At 66.0% G+C, this 17,988-nt stretch carries 12 protein-coding genes; all 12 read left to right on the forward strand.

The genetic code is table 11. The features are described 5' to 3' along the window. Window positions 1–74 precede the first annotated feature (74 nt). The gene (gene nusG, locus ACFWV8_RS00820) at window positions 75–923 is read left to right on the forward strand and encodes a transcription termination/antitermination protein NusG (RefSeq protein ID WP_384196766.1); all 849 of its coding nucleotides are present in this window, start codon (window positions 75–77) and stop codon (window positions 921–923) included. A 200-nt stretch (window positions 924–1,123) separates the two neighbouring features. Then, window positions 1,124–1,558, forward strand: coding sequence for a 50S ribosomal protein L11 (gene rplK, locus ACFWV8_RS00825; RefSeq protein WP_078075574.1), 435 nt, complete (start codon window positions 1,124–1,126; stop codon window positions 1,556–1,558). A gap of 98 nt (window positions 1,559–1,656) precedes the next feature. Next, entirely contained in the window at window positions 1,657–2,379 is a 723-nt protein-coding gene (gene rplA, locus ACFWV8_RS00830; RefSeq protein WP_384196768.1) for a 50S ribosomal protein L1, read from the forward strand. A gap of 142 nt (window positions 2,380–2,521) precedes the next feature. After that, the gene (locus ACFWV8_RS00835; RefSeq protein ID WP_384196769.1) at window positions 2,522–3,469 is read left to right on the forward strand and encodes a hypothetical protein; all 948 of its coding nucleotides are present in this window, start codon (window positions 2,522–2,524) and stop codon (window positions 3,467–3,469) included. Between the two features lie 329 nt (window positions 3,470–3,798). Next, the gene (gene rplJ / locus ACFWV8_RS00840; protein WP_384196770.1) at window positions 3,799–4,356 is read left to right on the forward strand and encodes a 50S ribosomal protein L10; all 558 of its coding nucleotides are present in this window, start codon (window positions 3,799–3,801) and stop codon (window positions 4,354–4,356) included. 85 nt (window positions 4,357–4,441) lie between these two features. After that, window positions 4,442–4,828 (forward strand): 50S ribosomal protein L7/L12, encoded by a 387-nt coding sequence (gene rplL, locus ACFWV8_RS00845; protein ID WP_363240248.1) that lies wholly within the window; start codon window positions 4,442–4,444, stop codon window positions 4,826–4,828. Between the two features lie 606 nt (window positions 4,829–5,434). Beyond that, window positions 5,435–8,917, forward strand: a complete 3,483-nt coding sequence (rpoB, locus tag ACFWV8_RS00850) for a DNA-directed RNA polymerase subunit beta (protein WP_329383161.1) — start codon at window positions 5,435–5,437, stop codon at window positions 8,915–8,917. A gap of 134 nt (window positions 8,918–9,051) precedes the next feature. Next, window positions 9,052–12,957 (forward strand): DNA-directed RNA polymerase subunit beta', encoded by a 3,906-nt coding sequence (locus ACFWV8_RS00855; protein ID WP_329383158.1) that lies wholly within the window; start codon window positions 9,052–9,054, stop codon window positions 12,955–12,957. Between the two features lie 316 nt (window positions 12,958–13,273). Next, entirely contained in the window at window positions 13,274–13,645 is a 372-nt protein-coding gene (gene rpsL, locus ACFWV8_RS00860) for a 30S ribosomal protein S12 (protein WP_003948652.1), read from the forward strand. A gap of 3 nt (window positions 13,646–13,648) precedes the next feature. After that, window positions 13,649–14,119: a 30S ribosomal protein S7 gene (gene rpsG / locus ACFWV8_RS00865; RefSeq protein WP_023539364.1), complete on the forward strand. Its 471-nt coding sequence runs from the start codon at window positions 13,649–13,651 to the stop codon at window positions 14,117–14,119. A gap of 38 nt (window positions 14,120–14,157) precedes the next feature. Then, window positions 14,158–16,287: an elongation factor G gene (gene fusA, locus ACFWV8_RS00870; protein WP_384196773.1), complete on the forward strand. Its 2,130-nt coding sequence runs from the start codon at window positions 14,158–14,160 to the stop codon at window positions 16,285–16,287. Between the two features lie 165 nt (window positions 16,288–16,452). Continuing rightward, a complete protein-coding gene (gene tuf, locus ACFWV8_RS00875; RefSeq protein WP_189107662.1) occupies window positions 16,453–17,646 on the forward strand; it encodes an elongation factor Tu in 1,194 nt (397 codons plus the stop codon). The last annotated feature ends 342 nt before the right edge of the window (window positions 17,647–17,988 follow it).

Here is a 17,988-nt window from a genome sequence, read left to right on the forward strand (position 1 = left end):
GGAGGCAGAGGGCGCCCACGGGCGTCCTTATCCGCATGTTCCACCCATCGTGAAGCCAGGAAGAAGCAGCCAACGTGTCTGACCCGAACCTGAACGACGCCAACGAGGCGGTCGAGTCCCGCGAGGACGAGACCGACATCGTGGAGGCGGCGGACGCTGTCGAGCCAGACCAGGCCGAAGCCGCTGACGCCGAGGCCGGCGAGCCGGCCGAGGAGTCGGCGGTGCACGCCGAGGACGCGGACACCGAGGCCGACGCCGACGCCGACGCCGAGGACATCGAGCTCGTCGAGGAGCCCGCCCCCGCGGCCGACCCCGTCGCCGCGCTCCGCGAGGAGCTGCGCGGGCTGCCCGGCGAGTGGTACGTCATCCACACGTACGCGGGCTACGAGAAGCGCGTGAAGGCCAACCTGGAACAGCGCGCCGTCTCGCTCAACGTCGAGGACTTCATCTACTCGGCCGAGGTGCCCGAGGAAGAGATCGTCCAGATCAAGAACGGCGAGCGCAAGAACGTCCGCCAGAACAAGCTCCCGGGCTACGTCCTGGTGCGGATGGACCTGACGAACGAGTCCTGGGGTGTCGTACGGAACACGCCGGGCGTCACCGGCTTCGTCGGCAACGCCTACGACCCGTACCCGCTGACGCTGGACGAGATCGTGAAGATGCTCGCCCCCGAGGCCGAGGAGAAGGCCGCGCGCGAGGCGGCCGAGGCCGAGGGCAAGCCGGCTCCGTCCCGCAAGGTCGAGGTCCAGGTGCTGGACTTCGAGGTCGGCGACTCGGTCACCGTCACCGACGGCCCGTTCGCGACGCTCCAGGCGACGATCAACGAGATCAACGCCGACTCGAAGAAGGTCAAGGGCCTCGTCGAGATCTTCGGCCGCGAGACCCCGGTCGAGCTGAGTTTCGACCAGATCCAGAAGAACTGACGCGCTTTCCGCGCGCTCCAAGCCAGTTCCGACCAGGTCAGACAGGCTCTCGCAGGGGATTGCCCCCACGCGCGGGAGAGGGTCTGACCTGCTCGGTTTTTGGCCGTGCAGCTGTACCCGTTATCGTTGCGCGGTATGCCCGCATCCGGATGACCGGATGACCGGGCCGGAACACTCTCACTAGGACCCGGAGAGAGCACATGCCTCCCAAGAAGAAGAAGGTCACGGGGCTCATCAAGCTCCAGATCTCGGCCGGCGCGGCCAACCCGGCTCCGCCGGTCGGCCCCGCGCTGGGTCAGCACGGCGTCAACATCATGGAGTTCTGCAAGGCCTACAACGCCGCGACCGAGTCGCAGCGTGGCATGGTCGTGCCGGTGGAGATCACGGTCTACGAGGACCGCTCCTTCACCTTCATCACCAAGACTCCGCCGGCCGCCAAGCTGATCCTCAAGGCCGCCGGTGTGGACAAGGGCTCAGGCGAGCCGCACGTCAAGAAGGTCGCCAAGCTCACCCGTGCGCAGGTCCGTGACATCGCCACGACCAAGATGCCCGACCTGAACGCCAACGACCTGGACGCCGCCGAGAAGATCATCTCCGGCACCGCCCGTTCGATGGGCATCACGGTCGAGGGCTGAGCCCCGCCCGGCGGGCCCCCTCGGGCGCGCCAAGTGGAAGGGCCATGCGCGGCCCGCACCACGAACTCCACGCCTGAATGAACCACCAGGAGAATGAAGTGAAGCGCAGCAAGGCACTCCGCAGCGCGGACGCGAAGATCGACTCGGAGCGTACGTACCCTCCGCTCGAAGCCGTCCGTATCGCCAAGGACACCAACACCACCAAGTTCGACGGCACCGTCGAGGTCGCCATGCGGCTGGGCGTCGACCCGCGCAAGGCGGACCAGATGGTCCGTGGCACCGTGAACCTTCCGCACGGCACCGGCAAGACCGCCCGGGTCCTGGTCTTCGCGACCGGTGACCGTGCCGAGGCAGCGCGCGCCGCGGGCGCCGACATCGTCGGCTCCGACGAGCTGATCGAAGAGGTCCAGAAGGGCCGTCTCGACTTCGACGCCGTCGTCGCCACCCCGGACCTCATGGGCAAGGTCGGCCGCCTCGGCCGCGTCCTCGGCCCGCGTGGTCTGATGCCGAACCCGAAGACCGGCACCGTCACCCCCGATGTCACGAAGGCCGTGAACGACATCAAGGGCGGCAAGATCGAGTTCCGCGTCGACAAGCACTCGAACCTGCACTTCATCATCGGCAAGGTCTCCTTCGACGAGACGAAGCTGGTCGAGAACTACGCCGCGGCGCTGGAGGAGATCCTCCGTCTCAAGCCGTCGGCCGCGAAGGGCCGTTACATCAAGAAGGCGACCCTGGCGACGACGATGGGCCCCGGCATTCCGCTGGACGCCAACCGCACGCGCAACCTCCTCGTGGAGGAGGACCCGGCCTCCGTCTGATCCTGGACGGCAGTCGAGTCGCTGTTTGTCAAGAGCCGGTCCCGGCACCTCTGTTGAGGCGCTGGGGCCGGCTTTGGCATGAGCGGGCTGTCATATCCGTGCGATACCTTTCAACAAGGAACATCGGAATAAGGGGTGGGGTATGACCATGTCGACATGGGGGCGCGTCGGCGTCTCGCTGACGGCAGTGGCCGTGGTGGCCGGTGTCGCGGGCTGTCAGAGCGGTGACGCGGACTCGGACAGCAAGAAGAACGGCGGGAGTTCGGCCGCCAAGGGGGAGACGCAGTCGCGTTCCGCGGTGACGGACGTGCTGACGGCGGCGTACGAGAAGACGGCGGCGGCGAAGTCCGCCAAGGTCACGATGACGATGTCGATGCCGGCCGCCATGGGCGCCGGGGCGGGCGACATGGAGATGTCCGGCGTCATGGGGTGGGACCCCGTAGTGATGGACATGACCATGACCGGCTCGATGCTCCAGTCCGAGCCCGACGCCCCGGACAAGATCCGGATGGTGTGGGTCAAGAACGCCATGTACATGGACATGGGCGCCGAGGCGGCCAAGGACATGGACGGCAAGCGCTGGATGAAGCTGGACCTGGCCGCGGCGGCGGAGGCCTCGGGCGACCCGGCGGTCGCCCAGGAGCTCACCGGCGGCATGGAGAACATGAACCAGGACCCGGCGCAGCAGCTCGCGCTCCTCCTGGACTCGCCGAACGTGAAGCACGTCGGCTCGGAGAAGATCGACGGGGCCGAGGCGCAGCACTACAAGGGCACGCTCACCGTCGCCGAGATGATGGAGTCGAACGACGGCCTCGACGTGCTCAGCGAGAAGGAGCGCAAGGACCTTCTCGACAACGTCAAGAAGTCCGGCATCACGGGTTACGACACCGAGGTCTGGGTCAACGAGGACAACTACCCGGTCAAGATGGATGTCGCGATGGACACCCCGCAGGGCGAGGTGAAGATCGGCGCGCGTTACACCGACTACGGGGCCGAGGCCTCCGTCCAGACGCCGCCGGCCGCCGACACCGTCGACCTGTTCAAGATGCTGGGCGACCTCGGCGCGGACGCCGAGGGCTCCGGAATCTGATCTCCTTTCCGAATCCCTGAATTCGGGGAGCTGATCTCTCAAATCCGGTCACCGGGGCGGGTTTACGGCCCCGGCGACCGGATTTGCCTGCGGGTAACCGCGTCACGTACTCTTCAGTTGAAGCCAAAGACCGCTGGTCGTCGCCGTGCTCTCGCAAGAGGGTGAGGCGACCGAAGGATCCGCTACAGGCGGACGACCCGCGTAGGTGACCGAGGAGAGTTCCCGGGCGTGTCCCGGTTGAGCTACGCCCCGTGCGCCCGCGCCGGGGCGTTTCGTTCTGTCCGGCCCCTTCTGAGCGGTCCTCATCACCCGGAAGGAGGCCGACGCTCATGGCAAGGCCCGACAAGGCTGCCGCGGTGGCCGAGCTGACGGAACAGTTCCGCAGCTCGAACGCCGCAGTGCTGACCGAGTACCGGGGTCTCACCGTGGCGCAGCTCAAGGAGCTGCGTCGTTCCCTCGGTGAGAACGCCCAGTACGCCGTGGTGAAGAACACGCTGACCAAGATCGCGGCCAACGAGGCCGGGATCAACACGCTGGACGACCTGTTCGCGGGTCCGACGGCGGTTGCCTTCGTCACCGGTGACCCGGTGGAGTCGGCGAAGGGTCTTCGTGACTTCGCCAAGGACAACCCGAATCTCGTCATCAAGGGCGGAGTCCTTGATGGCAAGGCGCTCAGCGCCGACGAGTTCAAGAAGCTCGCGGACCTTGAGTCCCGCGAGGTGCTGCTCGCCAAGGTGGCCGGTGGAATCAAGGCGTCGATGGCCAAGGCCGCGGCGACGTTCCAGGCCCCGCTGTCGGAGTTCGTCCGCACCGCGGACGCGCTTCGCGCCAAGGTCGAGCAGGGCGGTGCCGGTACGCCGGCTCCCGCCGAGGCCGACGCCGAGTAGTTCGGCGCCGCGTCGCAGCGGGCCCCACCGTACGCCCGCCGTCATATACATCCGGCACCTGCCGACATAGTGGAAGGACGCCATCATGGCGAAGCTGTCCCAGGACGAGCTGCTTGAGCAGTTCGAGACCCTGACCCTCATCGAGCTCTCCGACTTCGTGAAGGCCTTCGAGGCCAAGTTCGACGTCAAGGCCGCCGCCCCGGTCGCCGTCGCCGCCGCCGGCGGTGCCGCCGGTGCCGCTGTCGAGGCCGAGGCCGAGCAGGACGAGTTCGACGTCATCCTCACGGGTGCCGGCGAGAAGAAGATCCAGGTCATCAAGGTCGTGCGTGAGCTCACCTCGCTGGGCCTCAAGGAGGCCAAGGACCTCGTCGACGGCGCGCCGAAGCCCGTCCTCGAGAAGGTCGCCAAGGAGGCCGCCGAGAAGGCTGCCGAGTCCCTCAAGGGCGCCGGCGCCTCCGTCGAGGTCAAGTGACCTCGTAGCACCACCCCGCTGATCACCCGCCTCACGGGAGCCGCGAAAGCTCCCGTGGGTCCGGTGTGACGGCGACCACGCCGAGCGAGGCGCGGAGCGTTGACGAGAAGGGCGGTCATCCGTACGGGTGACCGCCCTTCTCCGTTGCCGTGAGGGGTTCCTTGCTCTTCGTCCGGCTGCGAGTATGGTGATCATCGTCGTGCCTTCCGTATGACCGGTGACGGTCCGTACGGGACGGGGGGCCTTGACGAACCGCACGCAGCGCGCAATTCTCAGGGACGCGTCGCCATATTCGATCCGATTCCGAGGCATGGATCGGCGACGAAGAGGGCAGGATCGATGTGCGCCTACGGCGTGGGTCCGAACGCAGTTGAGACAAGGTGTTGAGTACAACGAGGGTCTCGCAAAACCCGGCCTGGACATCAGTGTGCCAAGTGGCTACACTGACCCTTTGCGCTGCCTGTTAGCTGCTCCCTGCCCGTCACCAGGGGCACCCCCATGCAAGACATCGTCGGTTGACCAGCCCTTTTGGGGCCTGTGATCCGACGTGTCCAGCTCGGGACCGGTACGCGCGTAGTGAGTCCGAGCCCTCGGAAGGACCCCCTCTTGGCCGCCTCGCGCAACGCCTCGACCACGAATACGAACAACGGCGCCAGCACCGCCCCGCTGCGCATCTCCTTTGCAAAGATCAAGGAGCCTCTTGAGGTTCCGAACCTCCTCGCGCTGCAGACCGAGAGCTTCGACTGGCTGCTCGGCAACGCCGTGTGGAAGGCACGGGTCGAGGCAGCTCTTGAGAGCGGCCAGGACGTCCCCAGGAAGTCGGGTCTGGAGGAGATCTTCGAGGAGATCTCTCCGATCGAGGACTTCTCCGGGTCGATGTCGCTGACGTTCCGCGACCACCGTTTCGAGCCGCCGAAGAACTCGATCGACGAGTGCAAGGAACGCGACTTCACGTACGCGGCCCCGCTCTTCGTCACCGCCGAGTTCACCAACAACGAGACCGGTGAGATCAAGTCCCAGACGGTCTTCATGGGCGACTTCCCGCTCATGACGGACAAGGGCACCTTCGTCATCAACGGCACCGAGCGTGTCGTGGTGACCCAGCTCGTCCGCTCGCCGGGTGTGTACTTCGATTCCTCGATCGACAAGACGTCCGACAAGGACATCTTCTCCTCCAAGATCATCCCCTCCCGGGGTGCCTGGCTGGAGATGGAGATCGACAAGCGCGACATGGTCGGTGTCCGTATCGACCGCAAGCGCAAGCAGTCCGTGACCGTTCTGCTCAAGGCTCTCGGCTGGACGACCGAGCAGATCCTGGAGGAGTTCGGCGAGTACGAGTCGATGCGCGCCACCCTGGAGAAGGACCACACCCAGGGCCAGGACGACGCGCTGCTCGACATCTACCGCAAGCTGCGTCCGGGCGAGCCCCCGACGCGCGAGGCGGCCCAGACGCTGCTCGAGAACCTCTACTTCAACCCCAAGCGCTACGACCTCGCGAAGGTCGGCCGCTACAAGGTGAACAAGAAGCTCGGCGCCGCGGAGCCGCTGGACGCCGGTGTGCTCACCACCGACGACATCATCGCCACGATCAAGTACCTGGTGAAGCTGCACGCCGGTGAGACCGAGACGGTCGGCGAGAGCGGCACCCAGATCCTGGTCGAGACCGACGACATCGACCACTTCGGCAACCGCCGTCTGCGCAACGTGGGCGAGCTCATCCAGAACCAGGTCCGTACGGGTCTGGCGAGGATGGAGCGCGTCGTACGCGAGCGCATGACGACCCAGGACGTCGAGGCGATCACGCCGCAGACCCTGATCAACATCCGGCCGGTCGTCGCCTCCATCAAGGAGTTCTTCGGCACCAGCCAGCTGTCGCAGTTCATGGACCAGAACAACCCGCTGTCGGGTCTGACCCACAAGCGCCGGCTCAACGCGCTCGGCCCCGGTGGTCTGTCCCGTGAGCGGGCTGGCTTCGAGGTCCGTGACGTGCACCCCTCGCACTACGGCCGCATGTGCCCGATCGAGACCCCCGAAGGCCCGAACATCGGTCTGATCGGCTCGCTCGCCTCGTACGGCCGGGTCAACGCGTTCGGCTTCGTCGAGACGCCGTACCGCAAGGTCGTCGGCGGTGTCGTCACGGACGACGTCGACTACCTGACCGCCGACGAGGAGGACCGCTTCGTCATCGCGCAGGCCAACGCGACGCTGTCCGAGGAGATGCGGTTCACCGAGCCGCGCGTCCTGGTCCGCCGTCGTGGCGGCGAGGTCGACTACATCCCCGGTGACGACGTCGACTACATGGACGTCTCGCCGCGCCAGATGGTGTCGGTCGCGACCGCGATGATCCCATTCCTGGAGCACGACGACGCCAACCGTGCCCTCATGGGCGCGAACATGATGCGCCAGGCCGTGCCCCTGATCACCTCCGAGGCGCCGCTCGTCGGCACCGGCATGGAGTACCGCTGCGCGGTCGACGCCGGTGACGTCATCAAGGCGGAGAAGGAGGGTGTGGTCCAGGAGGTCTCCGCGGACTACATCACCATCGCCAACGACGACGGCACGTACACCACGTACCGCATCGCCAAGTTCTCCCGCTCCAACCAGGGCACCTCCGTCAACCAGAAGGTCATCGTCTCCGAGGGTGACCGGGTCGTCGAGAACCAGGTGCTCGCCGACGGTCCCGCCACCGAGCGTGGCGAGATGGCGCTCGGCAAGAACCTCCTCGTGGCGTTCATGCCGTGGGAGGGCCACAACTACGAAGACGCGATCATCCTCAGCCAGCGGCTGGTGCAGGACGACGTCCTCTCCTCGATCCACATCGAGGAGCACGAGGTCGACGCCCGTGACACCAAGCTCGGCCCGGAGGAGATCACCCGGGACATCCCGAACGTCTCCGAAGAGGTCCTCGCGGACCTCGACGAGCGCGGCATCATCCGTATCGGTGCCGAGGTCACGGCCGGGGACATCCTCGTCGGCAAGGTCACGCCCAAGGGCGAGACCGAGCTGACGCCGGAGGAGCGGCTGCTCCGCGCGATCTTCGGCGAGAAGGCCCGTGAGGTCCGCGACACCTCGCTGAAGGTGCCGCACGGCGAGACCGGCAAGATCATCGGTGTCCGCGTCTTCGACCGCGAGGAGGGCGACGAGCTTCCTCCGGGCGTGAACCAGCTGGTCCGCGTCTATGTCGCCCAGAAGCGCAAGATCACCGACGGTGACAAGCTCGCCGGCCGTCACGGCAACAAGGGCGTCATCTCCAAGATCCTGCCGATCGAGGACATGCCGTTCCTGGAGGACGGCACCCCGGTCGACATCATCCTCAACCCCCTCGGTGTCCCGTCCCGTATGAACCCGGGACAGGTCCTGGAGATCCACCTCGGCTGGCTCGCCAGCCAGGGCTGGAAGGTCGAGGGCAGCGAGGAGTGGATGGAGCGGCTGAAGGGCATCGGGGCCGACGACGTCGCCCCCGGTACCAACGTCGCGACACCGGTCTTCGACGGCGCGCGCGAGGACGAGATCTCCGGTCTCTTCGAGGCCACGATCCCGAACCGCGACGGCGAGCGGATGGTCAAGGCCTCCGGCAAGGCCAGCCTGTTCGACGGCCGCTCCGGTGAGCCGTTCCCCGAGCCGGTCTCCATCGGCTACATGTACATCCTGAAGCTCCACCACCTGGTCGACGACAAGCTCCACGCCCGCTCGACCGGTCCGTACTCGATGATCACCCAGCAGCCGCTGGGTGGTAAGGCCCAGTTCGGCGGTCAGCGCTTCGGTGAGATGGAGGTGTGGGCGCTGGAGGCTTACGGCGCCGCTTATGCCCTCCAGGAGCTCCTGACCATCAAGTCCGACGACGTGACCGGCCGCGTGAAGGTCTACGAGGCCATCGTCAAGGGCGAGAACATCCCCGAGCCCGGCATTCCCGAGTCCTTCAAGGTGCTCATCAAGGAAATGCAGTCGCTCTGTCTCAACGTGGAGGTGCTGTCCTCGGACGGTATGTCCATCGAGATGCGCGACACGGACGAGGACGTCTTCCGCGCGGCGGAGGAGCTCGGTATCGACCTGTCCCGGCGAGAGCCGAGCAGCGTCGAAGAGGTCTGACGGGTTGTCCGGCCGCTCCTGTCTCGGGGCGGCCGGCTCCTCCCGGACCCCCCCCTCGCGCCCTGGTGGGCTCGGGCGGGACCCCCTTCAGACCATTGATTGAGACTCGACCCCGAAAGAGGGATTGACGACAAGTGCTCGACGTCAACTTCTTCGACGAGCTGCGGATCGGCCTCGCCACCGCGGACGACATCCGGACCTGGTCCCACGGCGAAGTGAAGAAGCCGGAGACCATCAACTACCGCACGCTCAAGCCCGAGAAGGACGGACTCTTCTGCGAGAAGATCTTCGGTCCGACCCGGGACTGGGAGTGCTACTGCGGCAAGTACAAGCGTGTCCGCTTCAAGGGCATCATCTGTGAGCGCTGTGGCGTCGAAGTCACGCGCGCCAAGGTGCGCCGTGAGCGGATGGGCCACATCGAGCTTGCCGCGCCCGTCACCCACATCTGGTACTTCAAGGGAGTTCCGTCCCGGCTGGGGTACCTGCTCGACCTCGCGCCGAAGGACCTTGAGAAGGTCATCTACTTCGCCGCGTACATGATCACGTTCGTGGACGAGGAGCGCCGTACGCGCGACCTGCCCTCGCTGGAGGCGCATGTCTCCGTCGAGCGCCAGCAGGTCGAGAACCGCCGCGACTCCGACCTTGAGGCCCGCGCCAAGAAGCTTGAGACCGACCTGGCCGAGCTGGAGGCCGAGGGTGCCAAGGCCGACGTGCGCCGCAAGGTGCGCGAAGGCGCCGAGCGTGAGATGAAGCAGCTGCGCGACCGCGCGCAGCGCGAGATCGACCGGCTCGACGAGGTGTGGAGCCGTTTCAAGAACCTCAAGGTCCAGGACCTGGAGGGCGACGAGCTGCTCTACCGCGAGCTGCGTGACCGCTTCGGCACGTACTTCGACGGTTCCATGGGCGCCGCCGCTCTGCAGAAGCGCCTGGAGTCCTTCGACCTGAACGAAGAGGCCGAGCGGCTCCGCGAGATCATCCGTACCGGCAAGGGCCAGAAGAAGACCCGTGCGCTCAAGCGCCTCAAGGTCGTCTCCGCGTTCCTCCAGACCAGCAACAGCCCCAAAGGCATGGTGCTGGACTGCGTGCCGGTGATCCCGCCGGACCTGCGTCCGATGGTGCAGCTGGACGGTGGCCGCTTCGCGACCTCCGACCTGAACGACCTGTACCGCCGTGTGATCAACCGCAACAACCGCCTCAAGCGTCTCCTTGACCTCGGTGCCCCCGAGATCATCGTGAACAACGAGAAGCGGATGCTCCAGGAGGCCGTCGACGCGCTGTTCGACAACGGCCGCCGCGGTCGCCCGGTCACCGGTCCCGGCAACCGGCCCCTGAAGTCCCTCAGCGACATGCTGAAGGGCAAGCAGGGCCGTTTCCGCCAGAACCTGCTCGGCAAGCGGGTCGACTACTCGGCCCGTTCCGTGATCGTCGTCGGACCGCAGCTCAAGCTGCACCAGTGCGGTCTGCCGAAGGCCATGGCGCTGGAGCTCTTCAAGCCGTTCGTGATGAAGCGCCTGGTGGACCTGAACCACGCGCAGAACATCAAGTCGGCCAAGCGCATGGTCGAGCGTGGCCGCACCGTCGTGTACGACGTCCTCGAAGAGGTCATCGCCGAACACCCGGTGCTGCTGAACCGTGCTCCGACCCTGCACCGCCTCGGCATCCAGGCCTTCGAGCCCCAGCTGGTCGAGGGCAAGGCCATCCAGATCCACCCGCTCGTCTGCACCGCGTTCAACGCGGACTTCGACGGTGACCAGATGGCCGTCCACCTGCCGCTCTCCGCGGAGGCGCAGGCCGAGGCCCGCATCCTGATGCTGTCCTCGAACAACATCCTCAAGCCGGCCGACGGCCGTCCCGTCACCATGCCCACCCAGGACATGGTGCTCGGCCTCTTCTTCCTCACCACGGACGAGGAGGAGCGCGAAGTCATCGGCGAGGGCCGGTCCTTCGGCTCCAGCGCCGAGGCCACGATGGCGTTCGACAACCGCGAGCTCTCGCTCCAGGCGAAGATCGACATCCGGTTCCCGGTGGGCACCATCCCGCCGCGCGGCTGGACCCCGCCGGTCGGCGAGGACGGCGAGACGAACACCGAGTGGCAGCAGGGCGACCCGTTCCGGCTGCGTACGACCCTGGGCCGCGCGCTCTTCAACGAGCTGCTGCCCGAGGACTACCCGTTCGTCGACTACTCGGTGGGCAAGAAGCAGCTCTCCGAGATCGTCAACGACCTCGCCGAGCGCTACCCCAAGGTCATCGTGGCGGCGACGCTCGACAACCTGAAGGCGGCCGGCTTCTTCTGGGCGACCCGCTCCGGTGTCACCGTCGCCATCTCCGACGTCGTCGTGCCCGAGGCGAAGAAGGCGATCGTCCAGGGTTACGAGACCCAGGACGAGAAGGTCCAGAAGCAGTACGAGCGCGGTCTGATCACCAAGGACGAGCGCACCCAGGAGCTCATCGCGATCTGGACCAAGGCGACCAACGAGGTCGCCGAGGCGATGAACGCGAACTTCCCGAAGACCAACCCCATCTTCATGATGGTGAATTCGGGTGCTCGTGGAAACATGATGCAGATGCGTCAGATCGCCGGTATGCGTGGTCTGGTGTCCAACGCCAAGAACGAGACGATTCCCCGTCCCATCAAGGCGTCCTTCCGTGAAGGCCTGTCCGTGCTGGAGTACTTCATCTCCACCCACGGTGCCCGTAAGGGTCTGGCCGACACCGCCCTGCGTACCGCCGACTCGGGTTACCTGACCCGTCGTCTGGTGGACGTCTCGCAGGACGTCATCATCCGCGAGGAGGACTGCGGCACCGACCGCGGCCTCAAGCTGCGGATCGCGGAGCGCGGCGAGGACGGTGTTCTGCGCAAGGCGGAGGACGTCGAGACGTCCGTGTACGCGCGGATGCTCGCCGAGGACGTCGTCGTGGACGGCAAGGTCATCGCACCGGCCAACGTCGACCTGGGCGATGTCCTGATCGACGCGGTCGTGGCGGCCGGCGTGGAGGAGGTCAAGACCCGCTCGGTCCTGACCTGTGAGTCCGCGGTGGGCACCTGTGCCTTCTGCTACGGCCGTTCGCTGGCCACCGGCAAGCTGGTCGACATCGGTGAGGCGGTCGGCATCATCGCCGCCCAGTCCATCGGTGAGCCCGGCACCCAGCTGACGATGCGTACCTTCCACACCGGTGGTGTGGCGGGCGACGACATCACGCAGGGTCTGCCGCGTGTCGTCGAGCTCTTCGAGGCCCGTACGCCCAAGGGTGTCGCGCCGATCTCCGAGGCCGCGGGCTCCGTCCGCATCGAGGAGACCGAGAAGACGAAGAAGCTCGTCGTCACCCCGGATGACGGAAGCGAGGAGACGCCGTTCCCGATCTCCAAGCGCGCCCGGCTGCTCGTCGGCGACGGTGACCGCGTCGAGGTGGGCCAGAAGCTCACCGTCGGTGCCACCAACCCGCACGACGTGCTGCGGATCCTCGGTCAGCGCGCCGTCCAGGTCCACCTGGTCGGCGAGGTCCAGAAGGTCTACAACTCGCAGGGTGTGTCGATCCACGACAAGCACATCGAGATCATCATCCGGCAGATGCTGCGCCGGGTGACGATCATCGAGTCCGGCGACGCGGAACTGCTGCCGGGCGAGCTCGTCGAGCGCTCGAAGTTCGAGACCGAGAACCGTCGCGTGGTCACGGAAGGCGGCCACCCGGCCTCCGGCCGTCCGCAGCTGATGGGTATCACCAAGGCCTCGCTGGCCACGGAGTCGTGGCTGTCGGCGGCGTCCTTCCAGGAGACGACCAGGGTCCTGACCGACGCGGCGATCAACGCCAAGTCGGACTCCCTGATCGGCCTCAAGGAGAACGTCATCATCGGAAAGCTCATCCCGGCCGGTACGGGTCTCTCCCGCTACCGCAACATCCGGGTGGAGCCGACCGAGGAGGCCAAGGCCGCGATGTACTCGGCCGTCGGCTACGACGACATCGACTACTCCCCGTTCGGCACGGGCTCCGGCCAGGCCGTTCCGCTGGAGGACTACGACTACGGTCCGTACAACCAGTAGGAGTGAGTGCGGTCCGATGGGCGGTCACCCCGGTGGGGTGGCCGCCCATCGGCCATGTGTGAGGCGATCGAAACCAGGTGCGGCGCATCTTTTTTGACCGGAGTCGATGAGGTAGGTACGCTCAGACCTTGTGCCTGGGGTGTGCCTGGGCTCCTGTGCGTGTCCTCAACCGCATGGCGAGTCCGGACAAAGGCCACCGCGATCTGCGCTTTCCTCGCCTCCAGCGGGAGCTTGCAGTATCCGACACACCCGACCGCGTGGGTCGGCGAGTGTTCCAGGTTAGTTTTACTGACGGCACACAGAAACCGGAGAAGTAGTGCCTACGATCCAGCAGCTGGTCCGGAAGGGCCGGCAGGACAAGGTCGAGAAGAACAAGACGCCTGCCCTTGAGGGTTCCCCTCAGCGCCGCGGCGTCTGCACGCGTGTGTTCACGACCACCCCGAAGAAGCCCAACTCCGCCCTGCGGAAGGTCGCGCGTGTGCGGCTGACCTCCGGTATCGAGGTCACGGCATACATTCCGGGTGAGGGACACAACCTGCAGGAGCACTCCATCGTGCTCGTGCGTGGTGGCCGTGTGAAGGACCTGCCGGGTGTTCGCTACAAGATCATCCGCGGTTCCCTGGACACCCAGGGAGTCAAGAACCGCAAGCAGGCCCGCAGCCGCTACGGCGCCAAGAAGGAGAAGTAAACAATGCCTCGTAAGGGCCCTGCCCCGAAGCGCCCGGTCATCATCGACCCGGTCTACGGTTCTCCTCTTGTCACGTCGCTGATCAACAAGCTTCTGCTCAACGGCAAGCGTTCCACCGCCGAGCGGATCGTCTACGGCGCCATGGAAGGCCTCCGCGAGAAGACCGGCAACGACCCGGTCATCACGCTGAAGCGCGCGCTTGAGAACGTCAAGCCCTCGCTGGAGGTCAAGTCCCGCCGCGTCGGCGGCGCCACCTACCAGGTGCCGATCGAGGTCAAGCCCGGTCGCGCCTCCACCCTCGCGCTGCGCTGGCTGGTCGGTTACTCCCGCGCCCGTCGCGAGAAGACCATGACCGAGCGCCTCATGAACGAACTGCTCGACGCCTCGAACGGCCTCGGCGCTTCGGTCAAGAAGCGTGAGGACACGCACAAGATGGCCGAGTCCAACAAGGCCTTCGCGCACTACCGCTGGTAGTCAGCGCCCACATCGAGACCGAGAGAAGATTGAGCCTCATGGCCACCACTTCGCTTGACCTGGCCAAGGTCCGCAACATCGGGATCATGGCCCACATCGACGCGGGCAAGACGACCACCACCGAGCGGATCCTGTTCTACACCGGTGTGAGCTACAAGATCGGTGAAGTCCACGACGGCGCTGCCACGATGGACTGGATGGAGCAGGAGCAGGAGCGCGGCATCACGATCACGTCTGCCGCGACGACCTGTCACTGGCCGCTCGACGATGTCGATCACACGATCAACATCATCGACACCCCCGGTCACGTCGACTTCACCGTCGAGGTGGAGCGTTCGCTCCGCGTCCTCGACGGCGCTGTCACCGTCTTCGACGGCGTGGCCGGCGTCGAGCCGCAGTCCGAGACCGTATGGCGTCAGGCGGACCGCTACGGCGTGCCGCGTATCTGCTTCGTCAACAAGCTCGACCGGACCGGCGCGGAGTTCCACCGATGCGTCGACATGATCGTGGACCGCCTCGGCGCGGTTCCGCTGGTCATGCAGCTTCCGATCGGTGCCGAGGCCGACTTCAAGGGCGTCGTCGACCTCGTGTCGATGAAGGCCTTCGTCTGGTCCGCCGAGGCCACCAAGGGCGAGATGTACGACGTCGTCGACATCCCGGACACGCACACCGAGGCCGCCGAGGAATGGCGCGGCAAGCTCCTCGAAGCCGTGTCCGAGAACGACGACGAGATGATGGAGCTGTACCTGGAGGGCCAGGAGCCCACCGAGGAGCAGCTGCACGCGGCGATCCGCCGTATCACCCTCGCTTCCAAGGGCGCGGCCGACTCCGTCACCGTCACGCCCGTGTTCTGCGGTACCGCGTTCAAGAACAAGGGCGTTCAGCCCCTGCTCGACGCGGTCGTGCGCTACCTGCCCTCCCCCCTCGACGTCGACGCCATCGAAGGCCACGACGTCAAGGACCCGGAGCAGGTCATCAAGCGCAAGCCGTCCGACGACGAGCCCTTCGCCGGGCTCGCCTTCAAGATCGCGAGCGACCCGCACCTGGGCAAGCTCACCTTCGTCCGGATCTACTCCGGTCGCCTGACGGCCGGCACCGCGGTGCTGAACTCCGTGAAGGGCAAGAAGGAGCGCATCGGCAAGATCTACCGTATGCACGCGAACAAGCGTGAGGAGATCGAGTCGGTGGGCGCCGGTGACATCGTCGCCGTCATGGGCCTGAAGCAGACCACCACCGGTGAGACGCTGAGCGACGACAAGAACCCGGTGATCCTGGAGTCCATGGACTTCCCGGCGCCGGTCATCCAGGTCGCGATCGAGCCCAAGTCCAAGGGTGACCAGGAGCGTCTGGGTGTCGCCATCCAGCGCCTCGCGGAGGAGGACCCCTCCTTCCAGGTTCACTCGGACGAGGAGACCGGCCAGACCATCATCGGTGGTATGGGCGAGCTTCACCTCGAAGTGCTTGTCGACCGCATGAAGCGCGAGTTCCGCGTGGAGGCGAATGTCGGTAAGCCGCAGGTCGCTTACCGTGAGACGATCCGCAAGGCCGTCGAGCGTATCGACTACACGCACAAGAAGCAGACCGGTGGTACCGGCCAGTTCGCGAAGGTGCAGATCGCGCTTGAGCCCATCGAGGGCGGCGACGCGACCTACGAGTTCGTGAACAAGGTGACCGGTGGCCGTATCCCCCGTGAGTACATCCCCTCGGTGGACGCGGGCGCGCAGGAGGCCATGCAGTTCGGCATCCTCGCCGGCTACGAGATGGTGGGCGTGCGCGTCACCCTTCTCGACGGTGGCTACCACGAGGTCGACTCCTCCGAGCTCGCCTTCAAGATCGCCGGTTCGCAGGCGTTCAAGGACGGCGCCCGGCGGGCGTCTCCCGTGCTTCTCGAACCGATGATGGCCGTCGAGGTCACCACGCCCGAGGACTACATGGGCGATGTCATCGGCGACCTCAACTCCCGCCGTGGCCAGATCCAGGCCATGGAGGAGCGCAGCGGCGCTCGCGTCGTGAAGGGCCTCGTGCCCCTCTCGGAGATGTTCGGCTACGTCGGAGACCTCCGCAGCAAGACGTCGGGTCGCGCAAGCTACTCGATGCAGTTCGACTCCTACGCCGAGGTTCCCCGGAACGTCGCCGAGGAGATCATCGCGAAGGCCAAGGGCGAGTAGCTCGTCCCGAGCACGCTTTAGGCTTGTCACCGGCAAGCCCTGGGGCCGCCGGACAACGCGTACGGGAGACCGTGCGAGTGTCCGGTGCCCCGGGCCCCGGCATCCCAGCAAAGATCACCTGGCGCCGATGAGTAAGGCGTACAGAACCACTCCAGGAGGACCCCAGTGGCGAAGGCGAAGTTCGAGCGGACTAAGCCGCACGTCAACATCGGCACCATCGGTCACATCGACCACGGTAAGACGACCCTCACGGCCGCCATTACCAAGGTGCTGCATGACGCGTACCCGGACCTGAACGAGGCCTCGGCCTTCGACCAGATCGACAAGGCTCCCGAGGAGCGCCAGCGCGGTATCACCATCTCCATCGCGCACGTCGAGTACCAGACGGAGTCGCGTCACTACGCGCACGTCGACTGCCCCGGTCACGCGGACTACATCAAGAACATGATCACGGGTGCGGCGCAGATGGACGGCGCCATCCTCGTTGTCGCCGCGACCGACGGCCCGATGCCGCAGACCAAGGAGCACGTGCTCCTGGCCCGCCAGGTCGGCGTGCCGTACATCGTCGTCGCGCTGAACAAGGCCGACATGGTGGACGACGAGGAGATCCTTGAGCTCGTCGAGCTCGAGGTCCGTGAGCTCCTCTCCGAGTACGAGTTCCCGGGCGACGACCTGCCGGTCGTCAAGGTCTCGGCGCTCAAGGCGCTCGAAGGCGACAAGGAGTGGGGCCAGACCGTCCTCGACCTGATGAAGGCCGTCGACGAGTCGATCCCGCAGCCCGAGCGTGACGTCGAGAAGCCGTTCCTCATGCCCATCGAGGACGTCTTCACGATCACCGGCCGTGGCACGGTCGTCACCGGTCGTATCGAGCGTGGTGTGCTCAAGGTCAACGAGACCGTCGACATCGTCGGTATCAAGACCGAGAAGACCACCACCACGGTCACCGGCATCGAGATGTTCCGCAAGCTGCTCGACGAGGGCCAGGCCGGTGAGAACGTCGGTCTGCTCCTCCGTGGCATCAAGCGCGAGGATGTCGAGCGCGGCCAGGTCATCATCAAGCCCGGTTCGGTCACGCCGCACACCGAGTTCGAGGCCCAGGCCTACATCCTGTCGAAGGACGAGGGTGGCCGTCACACCCCCTTCTTCAACAACTACCGCCCGCAGTTCTACTTCCGTACGACTGACGTGACCGGCGTCGTGACCCTCCCCGAGGGCACCGAGATGGTCATGCCGGGCGACAACACCCTCATGACGGTCGCGCTGATCCAGCCGGTCGCCATGGAGGAGGGCCTGAAGTTCGCCATCCGCGAGGGTGGCCGGACCGTGGGCGCCGGCCAGGTCACCAAGATCAGCAAGTAGTCGCTGATCCCGGGGCCGACCGCTCGCCGGTCGGCCGCTGGACCTGGTAGCTCCGACACGAGCACCAAGAAGTGGGCCCCGCACCGAAGTTGGTGCGGGGCCCATTTCTCTTTCCTGCGTGCCGCGTACGGAAGTGACGCGGCACACATGCCGGATCGTGATCAACGTCTTACTTTGTGTCGTTATGGCGATCTGGACCGCCCCTTTGCTCGATGGATACATTCTCCACCATTCATTCATGTGATCTTCATTTTTGTGGGTGGGGTGTGTGGTCGTGTCTGGGGGGCGTATCCGTGTGCGGAGCGTGCGAGGGGCGCTGGGCGTCGCGTTGAGCGTCGGAAT

It is taken from the genome of Streptomyces sp. NPDC058665 (assembly GCF_042714995.1).
Taxonomy (GTDB): domain Bacteria; phylum Actinomycetota; class Actinomycetes; order Streptomycetales; family Streptomycetaceae; genus Streptomyces.